This is a genomic window from Chryseobacterium taklimakanense (assembly GCF_900187185.1).
In the GTDB taxonomy this organism is placed as follows: domain Bacteria; phylum Bacteroidota; class Bacteroidia; order Flavobacteriales; family Weeksellaceae; genus Planobacterium; species Planobacterium taklimakanense.
Window position 1 is genome coordinate 1,018,859 of sequence record NZ_LT906465.1, and the last position, 17,385, is coordinate 1,036,243.

Sequence of the window (17,385 nt, forward strand, 5' to 3'; positions counted from 1 at the left end):
TAAATATTAACAAATTTAAATTTAAAGTAAATGAAAAAGTTTTTTGCCAGTGCAGCTATGCTTTGCACGCTAGGCCTTACAACAGTTGCTCTTAACTCTTGTGACAATGGTGACGATCCGGTAACACCAGTAGATCCAAGCACAGTAAAAGTTGACCCAAATAACTTTGCTATCAACCTTAAATCTGGTGATGTTCTTGAACTAAACGCTGGTACTACTTATTATATGAAAGGTGCTGTTATCGTAGGAGACGGTGCTAAACTTACAATCCCAGCTGGTACTAAAATCGTTTGTTCAGGTGGTACAAACACTTACCTTGCGGTAGCTCAGGGTGGACAGATTTTCGCTAACGGTACTTCTACAAGCCCTATCGTTTTCGAATCACCAACAAAACAAAAAGGTGACTGGGGTGGTATCGTAATTTGCGGTAGAGCTTCTATCAACACAGGTGCGACCGGAAGATCAGAAGTTGCGGATCTACCGTACGGTGGTACTAACGATGCTGATAACTCAGGTGTTCTTAAATATGTAGTAATCAACAACTCAGGAGCTCGTTTTTCTGATACTAAAGAATACAACGGTATTTCTTTCTTCGGTGTTGGTAACGGTACTACAGTTGAAGGTATCGCAGCTATCAACGGTGCTGATGACGGTATCGAATTCTTCGGTGGAACTGTGAACGTGAAAAACATGGTAAGCTACAACAACGATGACGATGCATTCGACTGGACCGACGGATGGAGAGGTACTGCAGAAAACGTTTACGGTAAGAGAATCGCTGCAAACGTGGGTAACATGGGTATCGAAGCTGATAACCAAAAATCTAACAACGATGCAAACCCAAGATCTAACCCAACCTTGAAAAACATCACCCTTATCGGTTACACAACTACTGATAACGAAGGTGACGGTACAAACGTATTCAGGGTAGGTACTTATGCAACTATCGACAACATGGTAGTTTCTGGATGGAAAACTGGTCTTACTTTCAAAGATGCTTCTACAATCGCTTATTTCAACCAGGCAGGTAAAATCAAAAACGTAAAATTTGATAACGTAGGTGCCAAAGTTGCAGGTATCGACGCTGCTCTTGTTGCAGGTATGGAAAATTCAAACGCTACTGGCGCAGGTGACGGTGTAAACCTTCCATCTTGGGCTAAAGGATGGTCAGGAATTAACTAATTACTAAATTCATATCAGGCAAAGGCTACCGATTTTTCGGTGGCTTTTGTTATTTAAAGCCGTTTTGTAATATTTAATTTAACATCGAATGAAGTATTTCAGTATAAATTCTTCAGCTATAAAATAATTCATATCGCCCTTTAACACGCAATTTTTAGAATTTTCATAGTATGTATTTTTCATAATTCCAAATTTCTAATATTAAATTAATATTAAATATTTGTGAATTTAGTTTTAATTTGTTTAATTTGTATTAGCAAGTAAGCAACTAAAACGATTTTTTAACATTTTTAAATAAATACATCATGAAAAAGAAATTAATCTACATACTTGGAACATTAGGAATTTTAGCAGTTTCAGGAGCAGTAACCACAGCGAAAGCGCAAACTTCAAACGTATTACAGGAAGTAAAACTTAATCCGAACGACGGATTCAATGATCTTAGAAAACTTGTAATTCAGAATTTTGATTTTACCAATCCAGACTTATCAGAAGGTGAAATCGACAGCCTGGTAAAATTCGACATTGCACAAAATGGCAAAATAAGCAACGTTAACGTTAACGGTGAATGCAAATATGTGAGCAAAGAACTGGAAAATGTTTTGACCAGTTTACAGTACAAATTCAATCCTGCCGATAACAGAACGATGGCAGCAAACACTTACAGCTTTCCGGTGAAAGTAATCATCGATAAATAGATTAACAAAAAGCAGAAAAAAACACCGGAGAAATTTCGGTGTTTTTTTTTATTCCTCATCCTCGTACTGTTCGAGGTAATAGGCAAATGTAAACTCATCCAGCTCATCATCGGCATCCTCCAGCGTTGTAAGGAGATCTTCAAAAGTTTCCAGCTGATCTACGCTCATATTTACAAATTCGAGGTGCAGCGGCAATTCCACATGGCCGGTAATGCTGTCGTAAAGCGCATCCAGGTTATCGCCAAAATACTCCGGCAAATCGACCTTTGATTTAAGTTGAGCATAGAAATCTTCGTAGTCCCCTATTTCAGTAAAATCGATGTATATTTCTTTCATAATTTAGCAGGTTTAAATAGATTAATTTTGTTCAAATGGCTCAAAACGGAACTATATTTAAAACCTTTTTGAACAAAACTGAACGTTATTACTGTTTATCAAATGATTTATAGTGATCGTGAGTCAGCCACACATCGCCTTTTTTGGTAAAGACAATCCGGTCAGCATTCCTCTTGCCACAGTTGTAATTAACGTCGGCTTCGTAATACTGTTCCCCCTTCGGCAATGTTTTTTCGCGGTTGCTGAATTTATCACCACCTATTGCTCTTCCAGGCAGAACATCACAAAGATTTCCCTTTGAAGGAACCCAACCCTGGTTTCGCGCCTCCGTTTTGGTGATATAATAATCCGGAAGTCTGCCGTTTTTCTTTACATAATCAATCACTACTTCCTCATTTGTCAACCGATCTATTTCAGACGAATTTACACCGGAATTTGCCGTTTTACTGCCTTGAAAATCTGTTGAAGTGTCATTTTTTTGAGATTCGGCCGGCGAAACATAAGCTGTTTCCGGCTGCTTCTTTTCAATTTTATAATTGACCAGAAAATACGTGATGAGCATTCCTGCGATTGCACCGGCGATAAAAAAGAGAAAAATCTTGGTTTTGTTTGGATTCATAATTTTTGTTTCAGGTTCAACTCAGAATGGGTTCATCGCCACTCCTCCGGGATATCACAAATTGGAATCGGATTTATTTTATGCTGCGCCGCCCGGTTCATTCTCTGGAAAATTTTAAATACCTCCAGATCGCGCCCGCTGTAATCGGCTTCAGTCTTTGTACCCCATTCTTTCTGGATTTTTTCGAGCTCGGGATAAGTCGCGCCAATTTGCTGCTCATCAGTCCTTTCCACGTCCCATAGGCCATCGGTCGGAATGGCATTTTTAATGGATTCCACCAAATCCAGGGCTCTCGCCAGTTCATAAACCTCGGTTTTGTAAAGGTCAGCAATGGGTGAAACATCTACTCCACCGTCGCCGTATTTGGTGTAAAAACCAATTCCAAAATCCTCAACTTTATTTCCTGTACCACAAACAAGGAGGCTATTGATCTGGCCGTAATAATAAAGCGTCAACATACGCAAACGACTTCTTGTATTGGCGAATGCGAGTTTTTCCGCTGGAAACCGATCGTCTTTTACATCGAAAGTTTTGTAGAGTTCTTCAAAAGCGGGAGTTAAATTCACGCTCATCGCTTTTGCGTTTGGAAACCTTTTCGTGATGTCGTTCATGTGTTCCCACGCGCGGTTTACCTGTTCCTCTTTTTGGCGAATCGGCATCTCGAGCATCAGCAGGTCCAGGCCGGTCATGGCACAAAGCGTAGAAACAACGCCACTGTCTACGCCACCGGAAACTCCGATGACATAACCTTTTACGCCGGCTTTATGAGCATAGTCTTTCAGCCAGTTTACGATATGATGGATTACTTTTTCAGTTTGCATTTTATTTTTTCGTTTAAAGTTTAAAGTTCAAGGTGTCAGGTTGTTGAAATCTTCTTTATTTAAAACATACCAATAACAAAGTCCGTCGTGATCGAAAAATTCTTCAGTCTTGATAAATCCCAATTTCTCCAGAGTATGAATGGAGCTTTGGTTTTCAGAATGCGAAACTGCATAAACAAAAGGAATTTTCATATTATTAAAACCATAGTCGAGCCACGCTTTCCCGGCCTCAGTCGCATATCCTTTCCCCCAGAATTCTGGTAGAAAACGATATCCGATTTCATAAACGTTTTTATACCCATTAATTTCTTCAGTCAAAAACTTCAGGCCACTCCAACCAATTAAAAGCCCGGACTTCTTTTCAATTACTGCCCATCTGCCGATACCGTTTTCTCGATATTGTGATCTTACTTTTTTAATTACTTCTTCTGACTGCTGATGGGCTGTAAATGGCGCTACACCAATATACTTCATTACATCAGCATTGCTATCCAGCAAAAACATCCTGCCTACATCTTCAGGCACAATTTCGCGCAACAGCAACCTCGGCGTTTCGATATATTTTTCCATATTTTTGCTACTTTTGTAAACCTTTTAGACAGATGTAAAAATAATGAAGTTTTTTAGATATTACCTGATTTTTTTAATGGCTTTCCTTACCGTCAATTCATGCCAAAAAGAGCCTAAAGACCTTTGGAAAACTGAAATCGAAGGACAAAAGGAAAATATTACAATCACAGATATTTCAAAGGAATATTTTGATTCCAGTACATCTACCGAAGCGTTTAAGCAGAAATATCCGTGGTTTCAGGGAACGGTGAGCGATGCAGATTTTGATTTGAGAAGAAAAGATGCCGAAGAAATTAAAATCTACAAGGAAGCCATCTCCAAAATTGACCGGAACAAACTTAAAAATGAACTTTCTGAACTTTTTGCAAGGGTAAAACATTACTTCCCGCAATTTAATTCGCCAAAGGTTTATCTTTTTTCTTCGTCACTTCAAATGGCAAAGGACCCGATTTTCCTTCAGCCGTATGAGAATTTTCTCTTCATTGATGTAACAGGGTTTATGGGAGAAAACAATTCCCATTACGAAGGGATGGAACACTATTACCAAACCTCGATGAATCCGCAGAACATCGTTCCGAAAGTTTCGCAAATTATTGCTGAAAACTTGGTGCCAGCCGATGCCGAGCACAGAAAATTCATAGACATGCTGATTTATAACGGAAAAATCATGCTTCTGCAGGATGCTTTTCTGCCAAATTTTCCAGATTATTTAAAGATCAATTACACACCAAAACAATATGAATGGGCAACGGCTAATGAAGCCAACGTGTGGAATTTTTTCGTGGAAAACAATCTTATTTTCAGTGACGAAGCCCGTTTGGAAGGGCGTTTTATAGCGCCGGCACCATTTTCAAAATTTTATACCGCAATAGATAATGAATCTTCGCCGCAGATTGGAATTTTTACAGGATGGCAAATCTGCAGGAATTTTTTTGAAAAGAATCCGGACACCAGGATGGCGGACTTCCTGAATATGAATGCTTCGGAAATATTCAACCAGTCTGAATACAAACCTAAAAATTAACAGCAATCCGTTCATAAAATGTAAGTTAGAACAGATTTTAAAAAAAGAATATGAGAAAAACCCAGATAACAATTGATGTAGAACTTGATGATAACCACGTTCCGGAAAAAATGACATGGAATGCGCAGGATGGCGGCATTGAATCTCAGCCAACCAAAGCCACAATGATTTCCGTTTGGGATGATAAAACCATGGAAGCCCTGCGCATCGACCTTTGGACGAAAGATATGCCGCTGGACCAGATGAAAATGTTCATCCACCAGATCCTTATTTCGCTGGGCAGCACCTATCAGAGAGCCTCCGGAGAAGAGGACGTGGCAGCGTGGATGGAGGAAATGGCGGAGGAATTTGCGGTGAAATCGGCTATTAAAATGTAACAGTCTAAAAAATGCAGCAATGTAACAATCCGTAAAATTGATACATTGGTACACTGGTAAATTTTTAAATAAATACAATGAACTTCAACACAAAAGTAATACACGGCGGACAGCATCACGAACCGGCAACTGGTTCCGTGAACGTTCCGGTTTTTTTAACATCCACTTTTGCTCAGAAATCTCCGGGAATTCATTCTGGTTACGAATATTCCAGAGCGGCAAATCCTACAAGACAAGCTTTGGAAAATAGTTTGGCTTCCATCGAAAACGGTGCAAAAGGATTGGCTTTTGGCTCAGGCTTAGCTGCAATTGACTGTGTCCTAAAATTATTGAATCCAGGAGACGAAGTAATTGCAGTGGACGATTTATACGGCGGCACTTACAGGATGTTCACGCGCCTTTTCGAGAAATATCAGCTTAAATTCACCTTCGTGAACTTCGATGATGTTTCTAAAATTTCAGATTTAATCACAGAAAAAACCAAACTGATCTGGCTCGAAACACCCACCAATCCACTGATGAAGCTGGTGGACATCAAAGCGGTTTGCGATTTGGTGAAGGATCAAGATATTTTGGTGGCAGTTGACAATACGTTTGCGTCACCTTATCTGCAAAGGCCTCTGGATCTGGGTGCTGACATCGTGATGCATTCGGCTACGAAGTATCTCGGCGGACATTCGGATGTTATTGCCGGTGCATTGGTTGCAAAGGACCGTGAGCTTGGGGAAAAACTTCATTTCATACAGTTTGCAAGTGGCGGAATTCTTGGTCCGCACGATTCCTATTTGGTTTTAAGAGGGATTAAAACTTTAGCTTTAAGAATGCAGAGACATTCAGAAAACGGGCAAAAGATAGCAGAATTCCTTCAAAATCACCCGAAAGTAAAAGATGTAGTTTACCCGGGACTGGCCAGTCACCCACAGCATGATTTGGCTAAAAGACAAATGCCAAACGGTTTTGGGGGAATGGTTTCTTTTAATTTTAAATCAGGCGAAAAGGCGGATGCCGTTAAATTTTTAGAGAATGTGAAAGTTTTCACTTTGGCTGAAAGTTTGGGCGGCGTGGAATCTTTGGCCAATCATCCGGCGCTGATGACTCATGCCTCAATACCAGCCGACAAACGTGCAGAAATCGGAATTACAGACGATTTGGTTCGGCTAAGTGTCGGGATTGAAGACAGTGATGATTTGATTGCTGATTTGGAGAGCGCTTTTAACGCATAAAACGGAACGGACAATTTTTTGTCCGTTTCTTTATAAATATTTGAATATGACAGAATTTCAAAAATACATTCATAATTATCTCGGTTTGATTCCCTCATCAGACTGGATACAGGAGATGAAAAATGCCGGAGACGAAACTTTAGAGCTTTACGGAAACCTTTCAGAAGAACAGTCTTATTTTGCTTATGCCGAAGGAAAATGGTCATTAAAAATTTTGCTTCAACATCTCATTGACGCAGAGAAAATCTTCAATTATCGGGCGCTTAGTTTTTCCAGAAACGACCAAACCGAACTTCCGGCCTGGGATGAAGTTCAATACGGAGCAAATAACAACGTGGCAGATTATACTCTGGTTGAACTGATTGAAGAATTTAAACTCATCAGAAAAATTTCGTTTTTATTTTTCAAGAATTTGAATTCTGAAATACTGCAAAAAACAGGCGTTGCCAACAAAAACGAAATATCGGTCGAATTGCTGGGAAAATTAATTGTTGGTCACAATATCCATCATTTGAACATCATCAAAGAACGATACCTGAAAAATTTAAGATAATTCGTCTCTAACCAATAGGAAGTTATGGAAAAAGCCCTTCAAACATTAAAATCCGGCGGGACCATCCTCTACCCCACTGACACGATCTGGGGAATCGGCTGCGATGCTACGAATATAGACGCCATCAACAGAATTTTTGAAATCAAAAAACGGGAAAACACCAAATCGATGATAATTCTGGTGGAAAGCGAAAAACGTTTGCAGGATTTGGTCGACGTTCCGGAAATGGCCTGGGAAATCATCGACCTTTCTGAAAAACCGGTGACGATTGTTTATGACAATCCGCGAGGTTTGCCCAAGGAAATTCTGGCCGAAGACGGGAGCATCGGCATCCGTTTGGTTAAAGACGATCTCTGTAAAAAACTCATTTCAAAAATCAATAAGCCATTGGTTTCTACCTCAGCCAATTTTAGTGGTGATAAATCTCCGATGAAGTTTTCAGACATCAATCCGGAAATCATCAGTCTTGTGGATTATGCCGTAGAGGAAAACCGTGAAAAAATTTCAGAATATTCCGGTTCATCAGTTATACGCGTCTGGAATGACGGCAGAATAAAAGTTTTGAGAGAGTAATAATTCGTCAACGTTGAATGTAAGGCTACTGAAGCCAAATAAAACGTCATTTCAAATTCTTATCTTTGCAAAAATATTTCTCGCAGATTAAGTAGATTGCGCAGATCTTTTATCTGCTGAATTTACACAATCTGCGAAAGTTTTTAATACAATGCAGATCAGCCTCAACCAAAATAAAAATCTCAAGCTTTTCAAACTCATTTCTGATGTCGCAGAAAAGAATAACCAAACCGTTTACATCGTTGGCGGCTACGTTCGCGACCTTCTGATGAAAAGGCAAATGCCAACCGATATAGATTTCGTAACAGAAAGTTCCGGTATTGATTTGGCAAAAAAAATCGCCGTAGAAATCAACCCTAAACTAAAAGTTTCGGTGTTTAAAACATACGGAACAGCGATGTTTAAACACAATGGTTTGGATCTTGAGTTCGTTGGTGCCAGAAAAGAAAGCTACTCTGAAGATTCACGCAAGCCTGCCGTAGAGACGGGAACTTTGGAGGACGACCAGAAACGTCGCGACTTTACCATCAATGCCATGGCGATTTCGTTAAACAAAGAAAACTTTGGAGAACTCATTGATCCATTTCGCGGTCAGGAAGATTTACAGAATAAAATTCTGCGAACGCCATTGGAGCCACTACAAACCTATTCTGACGATCCTCTAAGAATGATGCGTGCCGTTCGTTTCGCTTCAACTTTAAATTTTAAAATAGAAGAAAATTCTCTGCAAGCCATCAGACAGGAAGCTGAAAGGATCAGGATTGTGTCGATGGAAAGAATTATGGTCGAATTCAACAAAATCATGCTTTCTGAAAAACCCAGTATTGGTTTAAAACTTCTCGAAGAAACCGGCTTGCTTCAATACATTTTGCCGGAACTGATCGCGCTGAAAGGCATTGAGGAAATAGAAGGACAAACGCACAAAGACAATTTCTACCACACGCTTGAAGTGGTTGACAATATTTCAAAAAACACGGAAAACCTATGGTTACGCTGGTCGGCGCTGCTTCACGACATTGGGAAAGCTCCAACTAAAAAGTTCGTTGAAGGCACAGGCTGGACTTTCCACGGTCATGAATTTTTAGGATCGAAAATGGCTAAAACCTTGTTTCAAAGACTAAAACTCCCACTCGGGAATGATTTGAAATATGTCCAGAAAATGGTGAAGCTGTCTTCGCGACCCATCGCTCTGGTTACCGATGACGCATCAGATTCTGCATTGAGAAGGCTTTTGTTTGATGCCGGAGATGATCTGGAAGACCTGTTTACACTTTGTAAAGCCGACATCACCACAAAAAATGCTAAAAAACAGGAAAGATTCACCAAAAATTTTGAATATGTCGCACAAAAAATAAAGGAAGTTGAAGAAAAAGACCACATCAGAAATTTCCAACCGCCCATTTCCGGTGAAGAAATTATGGAGATGTTCAACCTGCAACCCGGACGGGAAATCGGGATTTTAAAGGAAAAAGTAAAAGAAGCGATTCTGGAAGGCGACATTGCCAACGATAAAATCGAAGCCCGAAATTTCGTAATCACCGAAGCTGAAAAACTGGGGTTGAAATCTAATTCTTTAATAATTTTCAAAAAATAATAATCCGCTGCGATAATTACACAGCGGATTTTTTTAACATTAAAATAAATTATAAATCCTAAAATTTATAGTTCACACCTACCATGAAATTTCTGGGTTTTGTGGTAAACCCTGCGACATCTACATAAGATTCGTTGAACAGGTTACCGATATTCAGATAAGTTTCAAGATTATATGGCAGTTTTTGATTGACGTTCAGGTTGAAGAGATGGTAGCTGTCCAACTCAACATTTTTTACCGTAAAGGTTGAATTGTCCCAATACGCATCGCTTCTTTTGCTTGTAAACTGGTGCGAAAGCGCAATCCTGGTTGTTTTGAAAGGCAAATATTCTACATAAGAATTCATGCGCTGTTTTGGTTGCCGAAGCATTGTTGCTGCATTTTCCTTTTCCACAAAACTGAAATTTCCACCGAATCTCAACTGTTCATTCATCGCATAATCCAGCCCTAGTTCAAAACCTTTTACTTTATTATTCTCAATGTTAATGAACTGTCCCGTAAAATCCGGATTGGTTTTATAAGCAAAAACATCTGCTTCTTTTCTTTGGAACAAACTTGCATTGAAAACGATGCTTCTGTCTTTTTTTCCAATACTAAAATCGATTTCGTGGGTTTGATTGGTTTCCGGTTTCAGGTCGGGATTCCCCAAAGTGTACGGTAAAGTTCCGTAGCTCTGGTAAAGTGTAGGTGCAATGAAAGCCGTGGCATAGGAATATCCAACTTTATAAAACATCGTTTCAATTTCCCACAAATAATATGGATTTACGCTGTAAACAAAGTGGTTTCCAAATTTGGAATTGTCTGTAAATCTTGCTCCGGCGTCCAAATTAAAACCTTTGTAATTGGCATTGAAATTCGCAAAAGCATCAAGATTTGACATTTCGGTGTCATCCATTTTCAAACCGTCTTCCATTTGCGTTCCGCCCCAAGGCAAAGCTTTCGAAGCCATTCTTTGGTTTTCGTGCTGCAAACCAACAGTGAAGTTGAAATTCTCAGAAACTTTATAATTATTGAAGATTTCAGCAAAGAAATTTTTCCCTTCGTACTGGTATTCATCACGGTAAGAGTTCTCATCTAATCCCTGCAAAAGCCTTTCGTTACCGGAATATCTTGTATTGAAAGTTACCTGCCCTTTATTATATTTAAAGTTGGCATTTCCACCAATATAACTCTGCTTATCATTTCCTCTGTCCTTTCCGTCGGTGAATGCGCCAGCATCATAATGATAGAAATTGTGGTTCCAGCCGCCATTGATATTAAAATCGAAATTTTCTACGCCGTAACCGATGGTTGCTGCCAAATTTTGCTTTTCAAAACCGTCTTTTTCGAAATCTTTCCCTTCTGCAGCAGAAATTCCGTCTGATTTTTCATTAAAACCGGAAAGCTGATATTTAAAACCATTGATATTTCCTCTCACACCTGTATTTTGTGCGAAAGTTCCAAATGAACCGCCTTTCAATCCAACTTCTCCCTGGATTTTTTTGGTCGCATTTTTTTTGGTTTTAATATTAATTACTGAAACCGTCGCGTTGGAACCGTAAAGTACGGAAGAAGCACCGTTCAGAACCTCGATACTTTCTACATTTTCGATTGCGAAAAGCCTCAAATCCATTGCTGTGTAATCGTTACCGGTGACATCTTTCATTGGAACGCCATCGATTAGCACAAGGATATTGGCCATTTTTCCCCCTCGGATCTTTGGAGATTTCGGTTCAGCATCATTGTTGAAATTTCCCGTAATCTGAAATCCGGATACCTGCTGCAGCACTTCATTCAGATTTTGTCCCTGAAATTTTTCAAGATCTTTCGAAGTGATGAGTTTCACATTTTTTCCGGTTTTGTAAAGCTGTTGCGGGATTTTCGAAGCGATAGTTACCTCTTCGATGGTGGTTTCATTTTCCTGTTGGGCAAAAATGTTTGAACTTACGACAAGCATTGCTCCAACAAAAATCAGTCTTTTCTTCATTTTTGAATAATTTAAGTTAAAGTTTGCTTACCGGAAAAATACAGTCTAATCAGTGAACCGGAACGTTCAGTAAATCAGGCTTTTCCTCCGAAAGCGTTGTTGGTTTTGAGCTTTCAGCAAGGTCTCCTGACTTTCACTTATTCTGCGCCTTCTCACCGAAGCAATGGCTTTCACAATCAATAATCTGATAAGTAATAATTAATGATTGGTTGCAGAAAGTTTGTTAGAAGAAAAATTATCAATTGTTAATTATTCATTCTACCGTGTGATTTACAGTTGCGGGGACAGTTCACGGATTGCACGCGATTCCCTTTTCTGAAAGTGCTGCGAAGATACGCAAACAAAGAGATTTTGGAAAGTATTTTTCGAAAATTATGCCGCTTATCTACCCAAAAGTCTTGTACTTCTGCAGTGACTTTAATTATAAATACGATGCATCAAAAGAAAAAGGAAGCAAATCCCTTACTGAATGGGTCTTGTAAACCTCTCCGCTCATGGAAGCAAAATAAATTTCGATATCGCTTCTTTGCTTCACTTCATATTCTGAAATGCTTTGTCTGCAGGCTCCGCACGGTGGAATTGCGGTAGACTTTTCGGTAAAATCTTTTAAACCGCCGATAACGAAGATTTTTAGAATTTTTTCTTTCGGAAAGTTTGCTGCAGTCCAGAAAATGGTAGCCCGTTCCGCACAAAGGCCGCTTGGAAATGCCGCATTTTCCTGGTTATTTCCTGATATGATTTCACCGTTATCAAGAAGTAACGCACATCCGACAAGAAAATTTGAATAAGGTGCGTAAGCCTTTTCACGGGCAGATTTTGCCGTTTCAAAAAGTTTTTTCTCGATATCGTTCAGCTCATCCACATTTTGGAAAAACTCGTAACCGATTTTTATTTCCTGTTGCATCAAAAAATTTTATGAAAGTAAATTTACGGTATTTAAAACTAATTAGAGAAACCTTATATGATTTGTGAGCAATTTTAAATCACTAAATTTACAAATCCAAATATAAAACCATGCTTTACTCCCCTATAAAATTTCGCAATCTCGAACTGAAAAACCGTTGGGTGATGTCGCCGATGTGTATGTATTCAGCAACTGAAGGTGTGCCGAATGATTTTCATTTTGTTCACTACGGCAGCCGCGCGCAAGGCGGAACAGGATTAATTATGGTTGAAGCAACGGGCGTAGTTCCTGAAGGCCGCATCACGAGTAAATGCGCAGGTATCTGGAATGATGAACAGGCGGCCGCTTTCAAAAAAATCGTGGATTTCGTGCATCAAAATTCTGAAACACAAATCGGGATTCAGCTGGCACACGCCGGCAGAAAAGCCTCAACGTGGAATGGCGTACAAACCGATGATGAAACCAGTTGGGAAACAGTAGCGCCTTCGCCAATCCCTTATAAACCGGGAGAAAGAACGCCGCATGAACTTACAGTAGAGGAAATCAAGAATTTAATTGCTGATTTTAAAAATGCTGCAAAACGCGCCTTAGAAGCCGGTTTTAATTTGATTGAAATTCATGCAGCGCACGGTTATCTGATTCACCAGTTTTTGTCGCCGCTTTCAAATATACGAACTGACGAATATGGCGGAAGTTTTGAGAACAGAATCCGTTTTTTAATTGAAATCGTCGAAGCGGTCAATACTGTTTTGGATGAAAACCATCCGCTTTTTGTAAGGATTTCGGCTGATGAATATGCAGCGAACGGGTGGAATTTAGACCAGTCTGTCGAACTTGCAAAAATTTTAAAAACCAGAAATGTTGATCTGGTTGACGTTTCCAGCGGAGGAAATATTCACGGTGCGAAGATTTCTGTTTTTGACGGTTATCAGGTTCCGTTTTCTTCAAGGATAAAGAAAGAGGCCGAAATACAAACCGGGGCAGTAGGCCTGATTACCAGTTCCAAACAGGCAGAAACGATCCTGGAAAACCACGATGCTGATCTGATTTTTGTGGCGCGCGAAATTTTGAGAAATCCATATCTCGCCGTCCGGGGCGCTTTCGAATCAGGGCAGGAATGCTTTTTTCCACACCAGTATGAGCGTGCAAAAAAATGAGTATAGATGACTTTTTGTGGAAATGTCCTTATAAAAAATATTTGGGCATCGAGTGTTTTGGCTGTGGTGCGCAAACTGCGCTGTTAGAGCTTTTGAAAGGTAATTTTAGCAAAGCTTTTCAAATATATCCGGCAATATATACACTCATTGTGCTGTCTATAGTTGGGCTGCTTTATTTTTTAACCAAAAAAAAGAAGTACCAAAAACTGATACTTCCCCTCATTTTTTTAAACGTTTTAATAATTGTTGTGCAGTACTTTCTGCATTAAGAATATTCAAATTTTCTGATAACTTCCAGAGTTCTGTCGATCTCGTTCTGCTTGATCGCGTCAGAAATAAACCATGTTTCGTAGCCACTCGGCGGAAGGTAAATTCCGTTTGCCAAAAGCTGGTGGAAGAAATTATTGAAGAGTGCATGATTGGCATTTGCCGCTTCATCAAAATTTGAAACCGAAGAAATATGGAAGAAGACACTCATCATCGAACCTTTACGGTTGATTCTGTGCTGGATCCCTTTTTCATTTAAGATTTTCCCAATTTCGAAATCCAGCGTTTCGGTAGTTTTGCTGATGTTTTCAAAGAAATTTAAATTGCCTTTAATCAGCTCCAAAGTTGTTAAACCAGCTCTCATGGCCAGAGGATTTCCGCTTAAGGTTCCGGCCTGGTATACTGCACCTTTCGGAGCAAGGGCATCCATAATTTCGTTTCTTCCGGCAAAAGCCCCAACAGGCATTCCGCCACCGATAACTTTTCCGTAGGTTACCAGATCGGCTTTCACATTAAAAACTTCCTGCGCGCCGCCGAATGCCAGACGGAAACCGGTCATCACCTCATCAAAAATCAGGAGAGTTCCGTATTCGTCGCAGACTGTTCTTAACTTCTGAAGAAAATTATTTTCCGGCAGAACACAGCCCATATTTCCGGCAACCGGCTCAATGATTACAGCGGCAATTTCACCTTCATTATTCCTGAAAATATCCTTTACCTGCTCAAAATCGTTGTATCTCGCCAACAAAGTATCTTTAGCGGTACCAGCCGTAACTCCCGGAGAATTTGGGTTACCAAAAGTCGCAGCGCCGCTTCCCGCTTTTATCAAGAAAGAATCGGAGTGGCCGTGATAGCAGCCTTCAAATTTTATGATTTTGTTGCGCCCCGTATATCCTCTCGCCAGACGAACAGCGCTCATACAAGCTTCCGTTCCCGATGAAACCATTCGGATCTGGTCGATATTCGGAACGTTTTTTACGATAAGTTTCGCAATTTCAGTCTCCAGTTCTGTGGGAGTTCCGAAAGAGAAACCTTTCTCTGCCTGTTTCTGAACCGCTTCCAAAACATCCGGATGTGTATGTCCTAAAATCGCAGGACCCCAGGAATTGATGTAGTCAATGTAAGTTCGGTCATCAGCATCGGTTAAGTATGCGCCCTTCGCGGATTTCATAAAAACCGGCACGCCGCCAACACCTTTAAAGGCTCTCACAGGTGAATTTACGCCGCCCGGAATATATTTGTAAGCTTCATCAAATAACGCGGAACTTCTTTGGTATAACATTTTTAACTTTAAAAATTTAATGAGTAATAATAATGGCTTTTATCGGCTTAAACAGCTCAATTTTTCCTTGTAAATAAAAAAGAGCGCACTAAAAAAGCACACTCACAAAAGTACGAAATATTGCTGTAACTAACTTCTCGGTTTTTTCTGCTGAAGATAGATCAGCTGCCCCACTCTTGGCTGTTCACCATAAGACATTCTGTTTTTTGAATAAAGTTTTGAAAGTTTGATGCCGAATTTCTGTGAAATATCGTGCATCGTTTCGCCAACCTGAGCCTTATAAGTTTTTGTGTTCCCTTCAGAGCTTTTGGTTTCAAGGAAAAGCACATCATTTTTCTGCAGTCTTGTAGCAGAAAGTTCGTTCCACTTCATCAGGCGGCTTTCGCTGATTTTGAATTTGTTGGCAATGAATGACAGGTCCGTATCGGCCGGAACAACGATGAATTTCCTGTTCCCGTTAGGATGGCTTTTAACCAAAATGGTCTGCAAAAGTTCAGCATCAGATTTAATTTTCTCAACGCGCTGCTGCTGTTTGGCGTAGGAGGTCTGTTCGTAAGGCACCCGCACGGTTAACGGCTTGGTTCTCACCTGGCTTTGATCCATCTGTGCCATAAAAACCTTATCATTTCTAAGATCAGGATACAACTTCAAAACCGTGAACAAAGCCTCTTTCGAATTGGTATTGTCAAATTCGTAAAGCCGGTATTTCTCAATTTTATCAATCAGAATATAAGCGTAACGCGGATTAGTAGCATATCCTGCTTTTTTCAGCCCGTGAGCCCATGCTTTGTAATCCTTCATATCCAAAGTAAAAAGATTCTGGTAGTACTTCCTGTATTTCAGAAATTTAGAATGATCTTCGTAGGATTCTTTCGGGTCATCATAAACCCGGAAACATTCGTTTGGTGCATCGTCGGTATGCGACATGGTTTTACCCGTCCAGTCTTCTTTACATTTTATTCCGAAGTGGTTGTTGCCCTGTTGTGCGAGGCGCGACTGCCCGCCACCGGTTTCAAGAAGTCCCTGTGCTAAGGTGATTGAAGCGGGAATCTGGTATTTCTCCATCTCTTCTACGGCGTACGCAGCAAATTTCTGGATGTACTGGTCTTCAGTTTTCCAGGTCTGGGCATTAAATTTAGATAAAATAATTACGGTAAAAGCAAATAATGTCTTTTTCATATTATTTTGTTTTGAAACTCTACTGTGCGTAGAAGTGCAATTTATTAATTTTTACTAAAACCAAAACAGTAGATTCTTACACTGCATAGCTTTGCCAAATTTAGGATGACACACCTTTTTCTATCACTGCTCTGTTCTGTTTCTTCAGCATTTCGTTGGCACCGGCAATTCCCTGCAAACCGCCTGTATGAAAGGCTAAAACTTTACTGTTTTGCGGGAAATAGCCTTCCTCAACAAGCTGAAAAAGCTTCCGCATCATCTTCCCGGTATAAACCGGCTCCAGCTGCAGGCCAAATTCCCGGCTAAACGCATTGATAAAAGCAATGTTTTCATCAGAAATTTTGCCATAACCGCCGAAATGGGCGTCTATAAGCGTAAAATTTTCTTTCCCCGAAAGTTCCGAAACCCTTGAATGCAGCGAATCATCATCCACCACTTTAAAGCCGATAACTTTCTGATGGTTTTCCGCAAATTTGGAAATTCCGGCAACCGTTCCGCCGGTTCCCACAGCCGCACAAAGATAGTCAAAATCTTGAGTATCAGAATTCAGCATATTCCTGATGCCTTCCACCGCGGCCAGGTTCGTGCCACCTTCAGGGATGATTAATGCTTTGGGGAATTCATTTTTGAGTTTTTCTGAAAGAGCATCTTTGTCCCGGTAATCCTCGCGGCTTACAAAACAAAAATGCATACCGTTTTCTGAGGCGAATCTCAAAGTCGGATTTTCCTTCCAGCGGTATTCCAGCTCATTTCCACGGATAATGCCCACCGTTTTGATATTATGGATTTTTCCAAGGGCAGAAAGCGCTGCAATATGGTTGGAATAGGCGCCGCCAAACGTCATCAGCAGTGGATTCTGAGGATTTTCTGCCAGATAATTATTGACGTTATGAAAGAGCTTCCAGTATTTGTTGCCTGAAATTTCAGGATGAATTAAATCTTCTCTTTTGATGAAAAGGCGAATGTTCTTTCGAAAAGGAATTTCAACCACCGGAACTTTTATATCAGGAATCTTAAGCATTGAAGGCCATTAAAAATTAGAATAGAAACCCGTTTTCTT

The 17,385-nt window shown here is 40.1% G+C and carries 19 protein-coding genes and 1 riboswitch; of the genes, 10 read left to right on the forward strand and 9 right to left on the reverse strand.

From position 1 onward, the window contains the following. Positions 1-30 precede the first annotated feature (30 nt). Positions 31-1,182 carry a hypothetical protein gene (locus CKV81_RS04840; protein ID WP_095070965.1) on the forward strand — a complete coding sequence of 384 codons (1,152 nt, stop codon included), beginning with the start codon at positions 31-33 and terminating at the stop codon, positions 1,180-1,182. Positions 1,183-1,487: 305 nt separating this feature from the next. After that, positions 1,488-1,880: a hypothetical protein gene (locus CKV81_RS04845; protein ID WP_095070967.1), complete on the forward strand. Its 393-nt coding sequence runs from the start codon at positions 1,488-1,490 to the stop codon at positions 1,878-1,880. A 48-nt stretch (positions 1,881-1,928) separates the two neighbouring features. On the opposite strand, the gene CKV81_RS04850 is transcribed toward CKV81_RS04845, so the two are convergent. The 4 genes from CKV81_RS04850 to CKV81_RS04865 form a co-directional block, all read right to left on the reverse strand. Further along, complete coding sequence (locus CKV81_RS04850; protein ID WP_095070970.1) at positions 1,929-2,216, reverse strand: barstar family protein; 288 nt, start codon at positions 2,214-2,216, stop codon at positions 1,929-1,931. Between the two features lie 88 nt (positions 2,217-2,304). Then, complete coding sequence (locus CKV81_RS04855; protein ID WP_095070972.1) at positions 2,305-2,835, reverse strand: ribonuclease domain-containing protein; 531 nt, start codon at positions 2,833-2,835, stop codon at positions 2,305-2,307. A gap of 32 nt (positions 2,836-2,867) precedes the next feature. Beyond that, positions 2,868-3,656: an NAD(+) synthase gene (gene nadE / locus CKV81_RS04860; RefSeq protein ID WP_095070974.1), complete on the reverse strand. Its 789-nt coding sequence runs from the start codon at positions 3,654-3,656 to the stop codon at positions 2,868-2,870. A 27-nt stretch (positions 3,657-3,683) separates the two neighbouring features. Further along, the gene (locus CKV81_RS04865) at positions 3,684-4,226 is read right to left on the reverse strand and encodes a GNAT family N-acetyltransferase (RefSeq protein WP_095070977.1); all 543 of its coding nucleotides are present in this window, start codon (positions 4,224-4,226) and stop codon (positions 3,684-3,686) included. Positions 4,227-4,269: 43 nt separating this feature from the next. Between CKV81_RS04865 and gldB the strand changes: the two genes are divergently transcribed. From gldB to CKV81_RS04895, 6 genes are all read left to right on the forward strand, one after another. Next, entirely contained in the window at positions 4,270-5,250 is a 981-nt protein-coding gene (gene gldB / locus CKV81_RS04870; RefSeq protein WP_095070980.1) for a gliding motility lipoprotein GldB, read from the forward strand. Positions 5,251-5,300: 50 nt separating this feature from the next. Continuing rightward, entirely contained in the window at positions 5,301-5,627 is a 327-nt protein-coding gene (gene gldC, locus CKV81_RS04875) for a gliding motility protein GldC (protein ID WP_095070982.1), read from the forward strand. Positions 5,628-5,704: 77 nt separating this feature from the next. Then, entirely contained in the window at positions 5,705-6,850 is a 1,146-nt protein-coding gene (locus CKV81_RS04880; protein ID WP_095070984.1) for a cystathionine gamma-synthase, read from the forward strand. Between the two features lie 46 nt (positions 6,851-6,896). After that, positions 6,897-7,403, forward strand: coding sequence for a DinB family protein (locus CKV81_RS04885; RefSeq protein WP_095070986.1), 507 nt, complete (start codon positions 6,897-6,899; stop codon positions 7,401-7,403). Positions 7,404-7,427: 24 nt separating this feature from the next. Continuing rightward, entirely contained in the window at positions 7,428-7,976 is a 549-nt protein-coding gene (locus CKV81_RS04890) for an L-threonylcarbamoyladenylate synthase (protein WP_095070988.1), read from the forward strand. Positions 7,977-8,127: 151 nt separating this feature from the next. Then, positions 8,128-9,570 carry a CCA tRNA nucleotidyltransferase gene (locus CKV81_RS04895; RefSeq protein WP_095070990.1) on the forward strand — a complete coding sequence of 481 codons (1,443 nt, stop codon included), beginning with the start codon at positions 8,128-8,130 and terminating at the stop codon, positions 9,568-9,570. 58 nt (positions 9,571-9,628) lie between these two features. Here CKV81_RS04895 and CKV81_RS04900 read toward each other — a convergent pair whose 3' ends face one another. Beyond that, positions 9,629-11,536 carry a TonB-dependent receptor plug domain-containing protein gene (locus CKV81_RS04900; protein ID WP_095070992.1) on the reverse strand — a complete coding sequence of 636 codons (1,908 nt, stop codon included), beginning with the start codon at positions 11,534-11,536 and terminating at the stop codon, positions 9,629-9,631. Between the two features lie 99 nt (positions 11,537-11,635). Continuing rightward, a riboswitch (cobalamin riboswitch) is annotated at positions 11,636-11,879 on the reverse strand. Positions 11,880-11,957: 78 nt separating this feature from the next. Then, entirely contained in the window at positions 11,958-12,440 is a 483-nt protein-coding gene (cdd, locus tag CKV81_RS04905; RefSeq protein ID WP_095070994.1) for a cytidine deaminase, read from the reverse strand. Positions 12,441-12,550: 110 nt separating this feature from the next. Here cdd and namA point away from each other — a divergent pair, with 110 nt between their 5' ends. After that, the gene (gene namA / locus CKV81_RS04910; protein WP_095070996.1) at positions 12,551-13,597 is read left to right on the forward strand and encodes an NADPH dehydrogenase NamA; all 1,047 of its coding nucleotides are present in this window, start codon (positions 12,551-12,553) and stop codon (positions 13,595-13,597) included. Further along, positions 13,594-13,866, forward strand: coding sequence for a DUF2752 domain-containing protein (locus CKV81_RS04915; RefSeq protein ID WP_095070998.1), 273 nt, complete (start codon positions 13,594-13,596; stop codon positions 13,864-13,866). Before namA ends, CKV81_RS04915 begins: the two co-directional genes overlap by 4 nt. Here the strand turns inward: CKV81_RS04915 and hemL are convergent. From hemL to CKV81_RS04930, 3 genes are all read right to left on the reverse strand, one after another. Then, the gene (hemL, locus tag CKV81_RS04920) at positions 13,863-15,146 is read right to left on the reverse strand and encodes a glutamate-1-semialdehyde 2,1-aminomutase (RefSeq protein WP_095071001.1); all 1,284 of its coding nucleotides are present in this window, start codon (positions 15,144-15,146) and stop codon (positions 13,863-13,865) included. The genes CKV81_RS04915 and hemL overlap by 4 nt on opposite strands. A gap of 129 nt (positions 15,147-15,275) precedes the next feature. Beyond that, positions 15,276-16,325 (reverse strand): glucosaminidase domain-containing protein, encoded by a 1,050-nt coding sequence (locus CKV81_RS04925; protein ID WP_095071003.1) that lies wholly within the window; start codon positions 16,323-16,325, stop codon positions 15,276-15,278. Positions 16,326-16,425: 100 nt separating this feature from the next. Continuing rightward, a complete protein-coding gene (locus tag CKV81_RS04930) occupies positions 16,426-17,346 on the reverse strand; it encodes a 1-aminocyclopropane-1-carboxylate deaminase/D-cysteine desulfhydrase (RefSeq protein WP_095071005.1) in 921 nt (306 codons plus the stop codon). Positions 17,347-17,385: the final 39 nt, after the last annotated feature.

Coding starts and splice junctions, on each gene's coding strand:
- CKV81_RS04840 (WP_095070965.1), top strand. CDS start 31: ATGAAAAAGTTTTTTGCCAGTGCAGCTATGCTTTGCACGCTAGGCCTT.
- CKV81_RS04845 (WP_095070967.1), top strand. CDS start 1,488: ATGAAAAAGAAATTAATCTACATACTTGGAACATTAGGAATTTTAGCA.
- CKV81_RS04850 (WP_095070970.1), bottom strand. CDS start 2,216: ATGAAAGAAATATACATCGATTTTACTGAAATAGGGGACTACGAAGAT.
- CKV81_RS04855 (WP_095070972.1), bottom strand. CDS start 2,835: ATGAATCCAAACAAAACCAAGATTTTTCTCTTTTTTATCGCCGGTGCA.
- nadE (WP_095070974.1), bottom strand. CDS start 3,656: ATGCAAACTGAAAAAGTAATCCATCATATCGTAAACTGGCTGAAAGAC.
- CKV81_RS04865 (WP_095070977.1), bottom strand. CDS start 4,226: ATGGAAAAATATATCGAAACGCCGAGGTTGCTGTTGCGCGAAATTGTG.
- gldB (WP_095070980.1), top strand. CDS start 4,270: ATGAAGTTTTTTAGATATTACCTGATTTTTTTAATGGCTTTCCTTACC.
- gldC (WP_095070982.1), top strand. CDS start 5,301: ATGAGAAAAACCCAGATAACAATTGATGTAGAACTTGATGATAACCAC.
- CKV81_RS04880 (WP_095070984.1), top strand. CDS start 5,705: ATGAACTTCAACACAAAAGTAATACACGGCGGACAGCATCACGAACCG.
- CKV81_RS04885 (WP_095070986.1), top strand. CDS start 6,897: ATGACAGAATTTCAAAAATACATTCATAATTATCTCGGTTTGATTCCC.
- CKV81_RS04890 (WP_095070988.1), top strand. CDS start 7,428: ATGGAAAAAGCCCTTCAAACATTAAAATCCGGCGGGACCATCCTCTAC.
- CKV81_RS04895 (WP_095070990.1), top strand. CDS start 8,128: ATGCAGATCAGCCTCAACCAAAATAAAAATCTCAAGCTTTTCAAACTC.
- CKV81_RS04900 (WP_095070992.1), bottom strand. CDS start 11,536: ATGAAGAAAAGACTGATTTTTGTTGGAGCAATGCTTGTCGTAAGTTCA.
- cdd (WP_095070994.1), bottom strand. CDS start 12,440: ATGCAACAGGAAATAAAAATCGGTTACGAGTTTTTCCAAAATGTGGAT.
- namA (WP_095070996.1), top strand. CDS start 12,551: ATGCTTTACTCCCCTATAAAATTTCGCAATCTCGAACTGAAAAACCGT.
- CKV81_RS04915 (WP_095070998.1), top strand. CDS start 13,594: ATGAGTATAGATGACTTTTTGTGGAAATGTCCTTATAAAAAATATTTG.
- hemL (WP_095071001.1), bottom strand. CDS start 15,146: ATGTTATACCAAAGAAGTTCCGCGTTATTTGATGAAGCTTACAAATAT.
- CKV81_RS04925 (WP_095071003.1), bottom strand. CDS start 16,325: ATGAAAAAGACATTATTTGCTTTTACCGTAATTATTTTATCTAAATTT.
- CKV81_RS04930 (WP_095071005.1), bottom strand. CDS start 17,346: ATGCTTAAGATTCCTGATATAAAAGTTCCGGTGGTTGAAATTCCTTTT.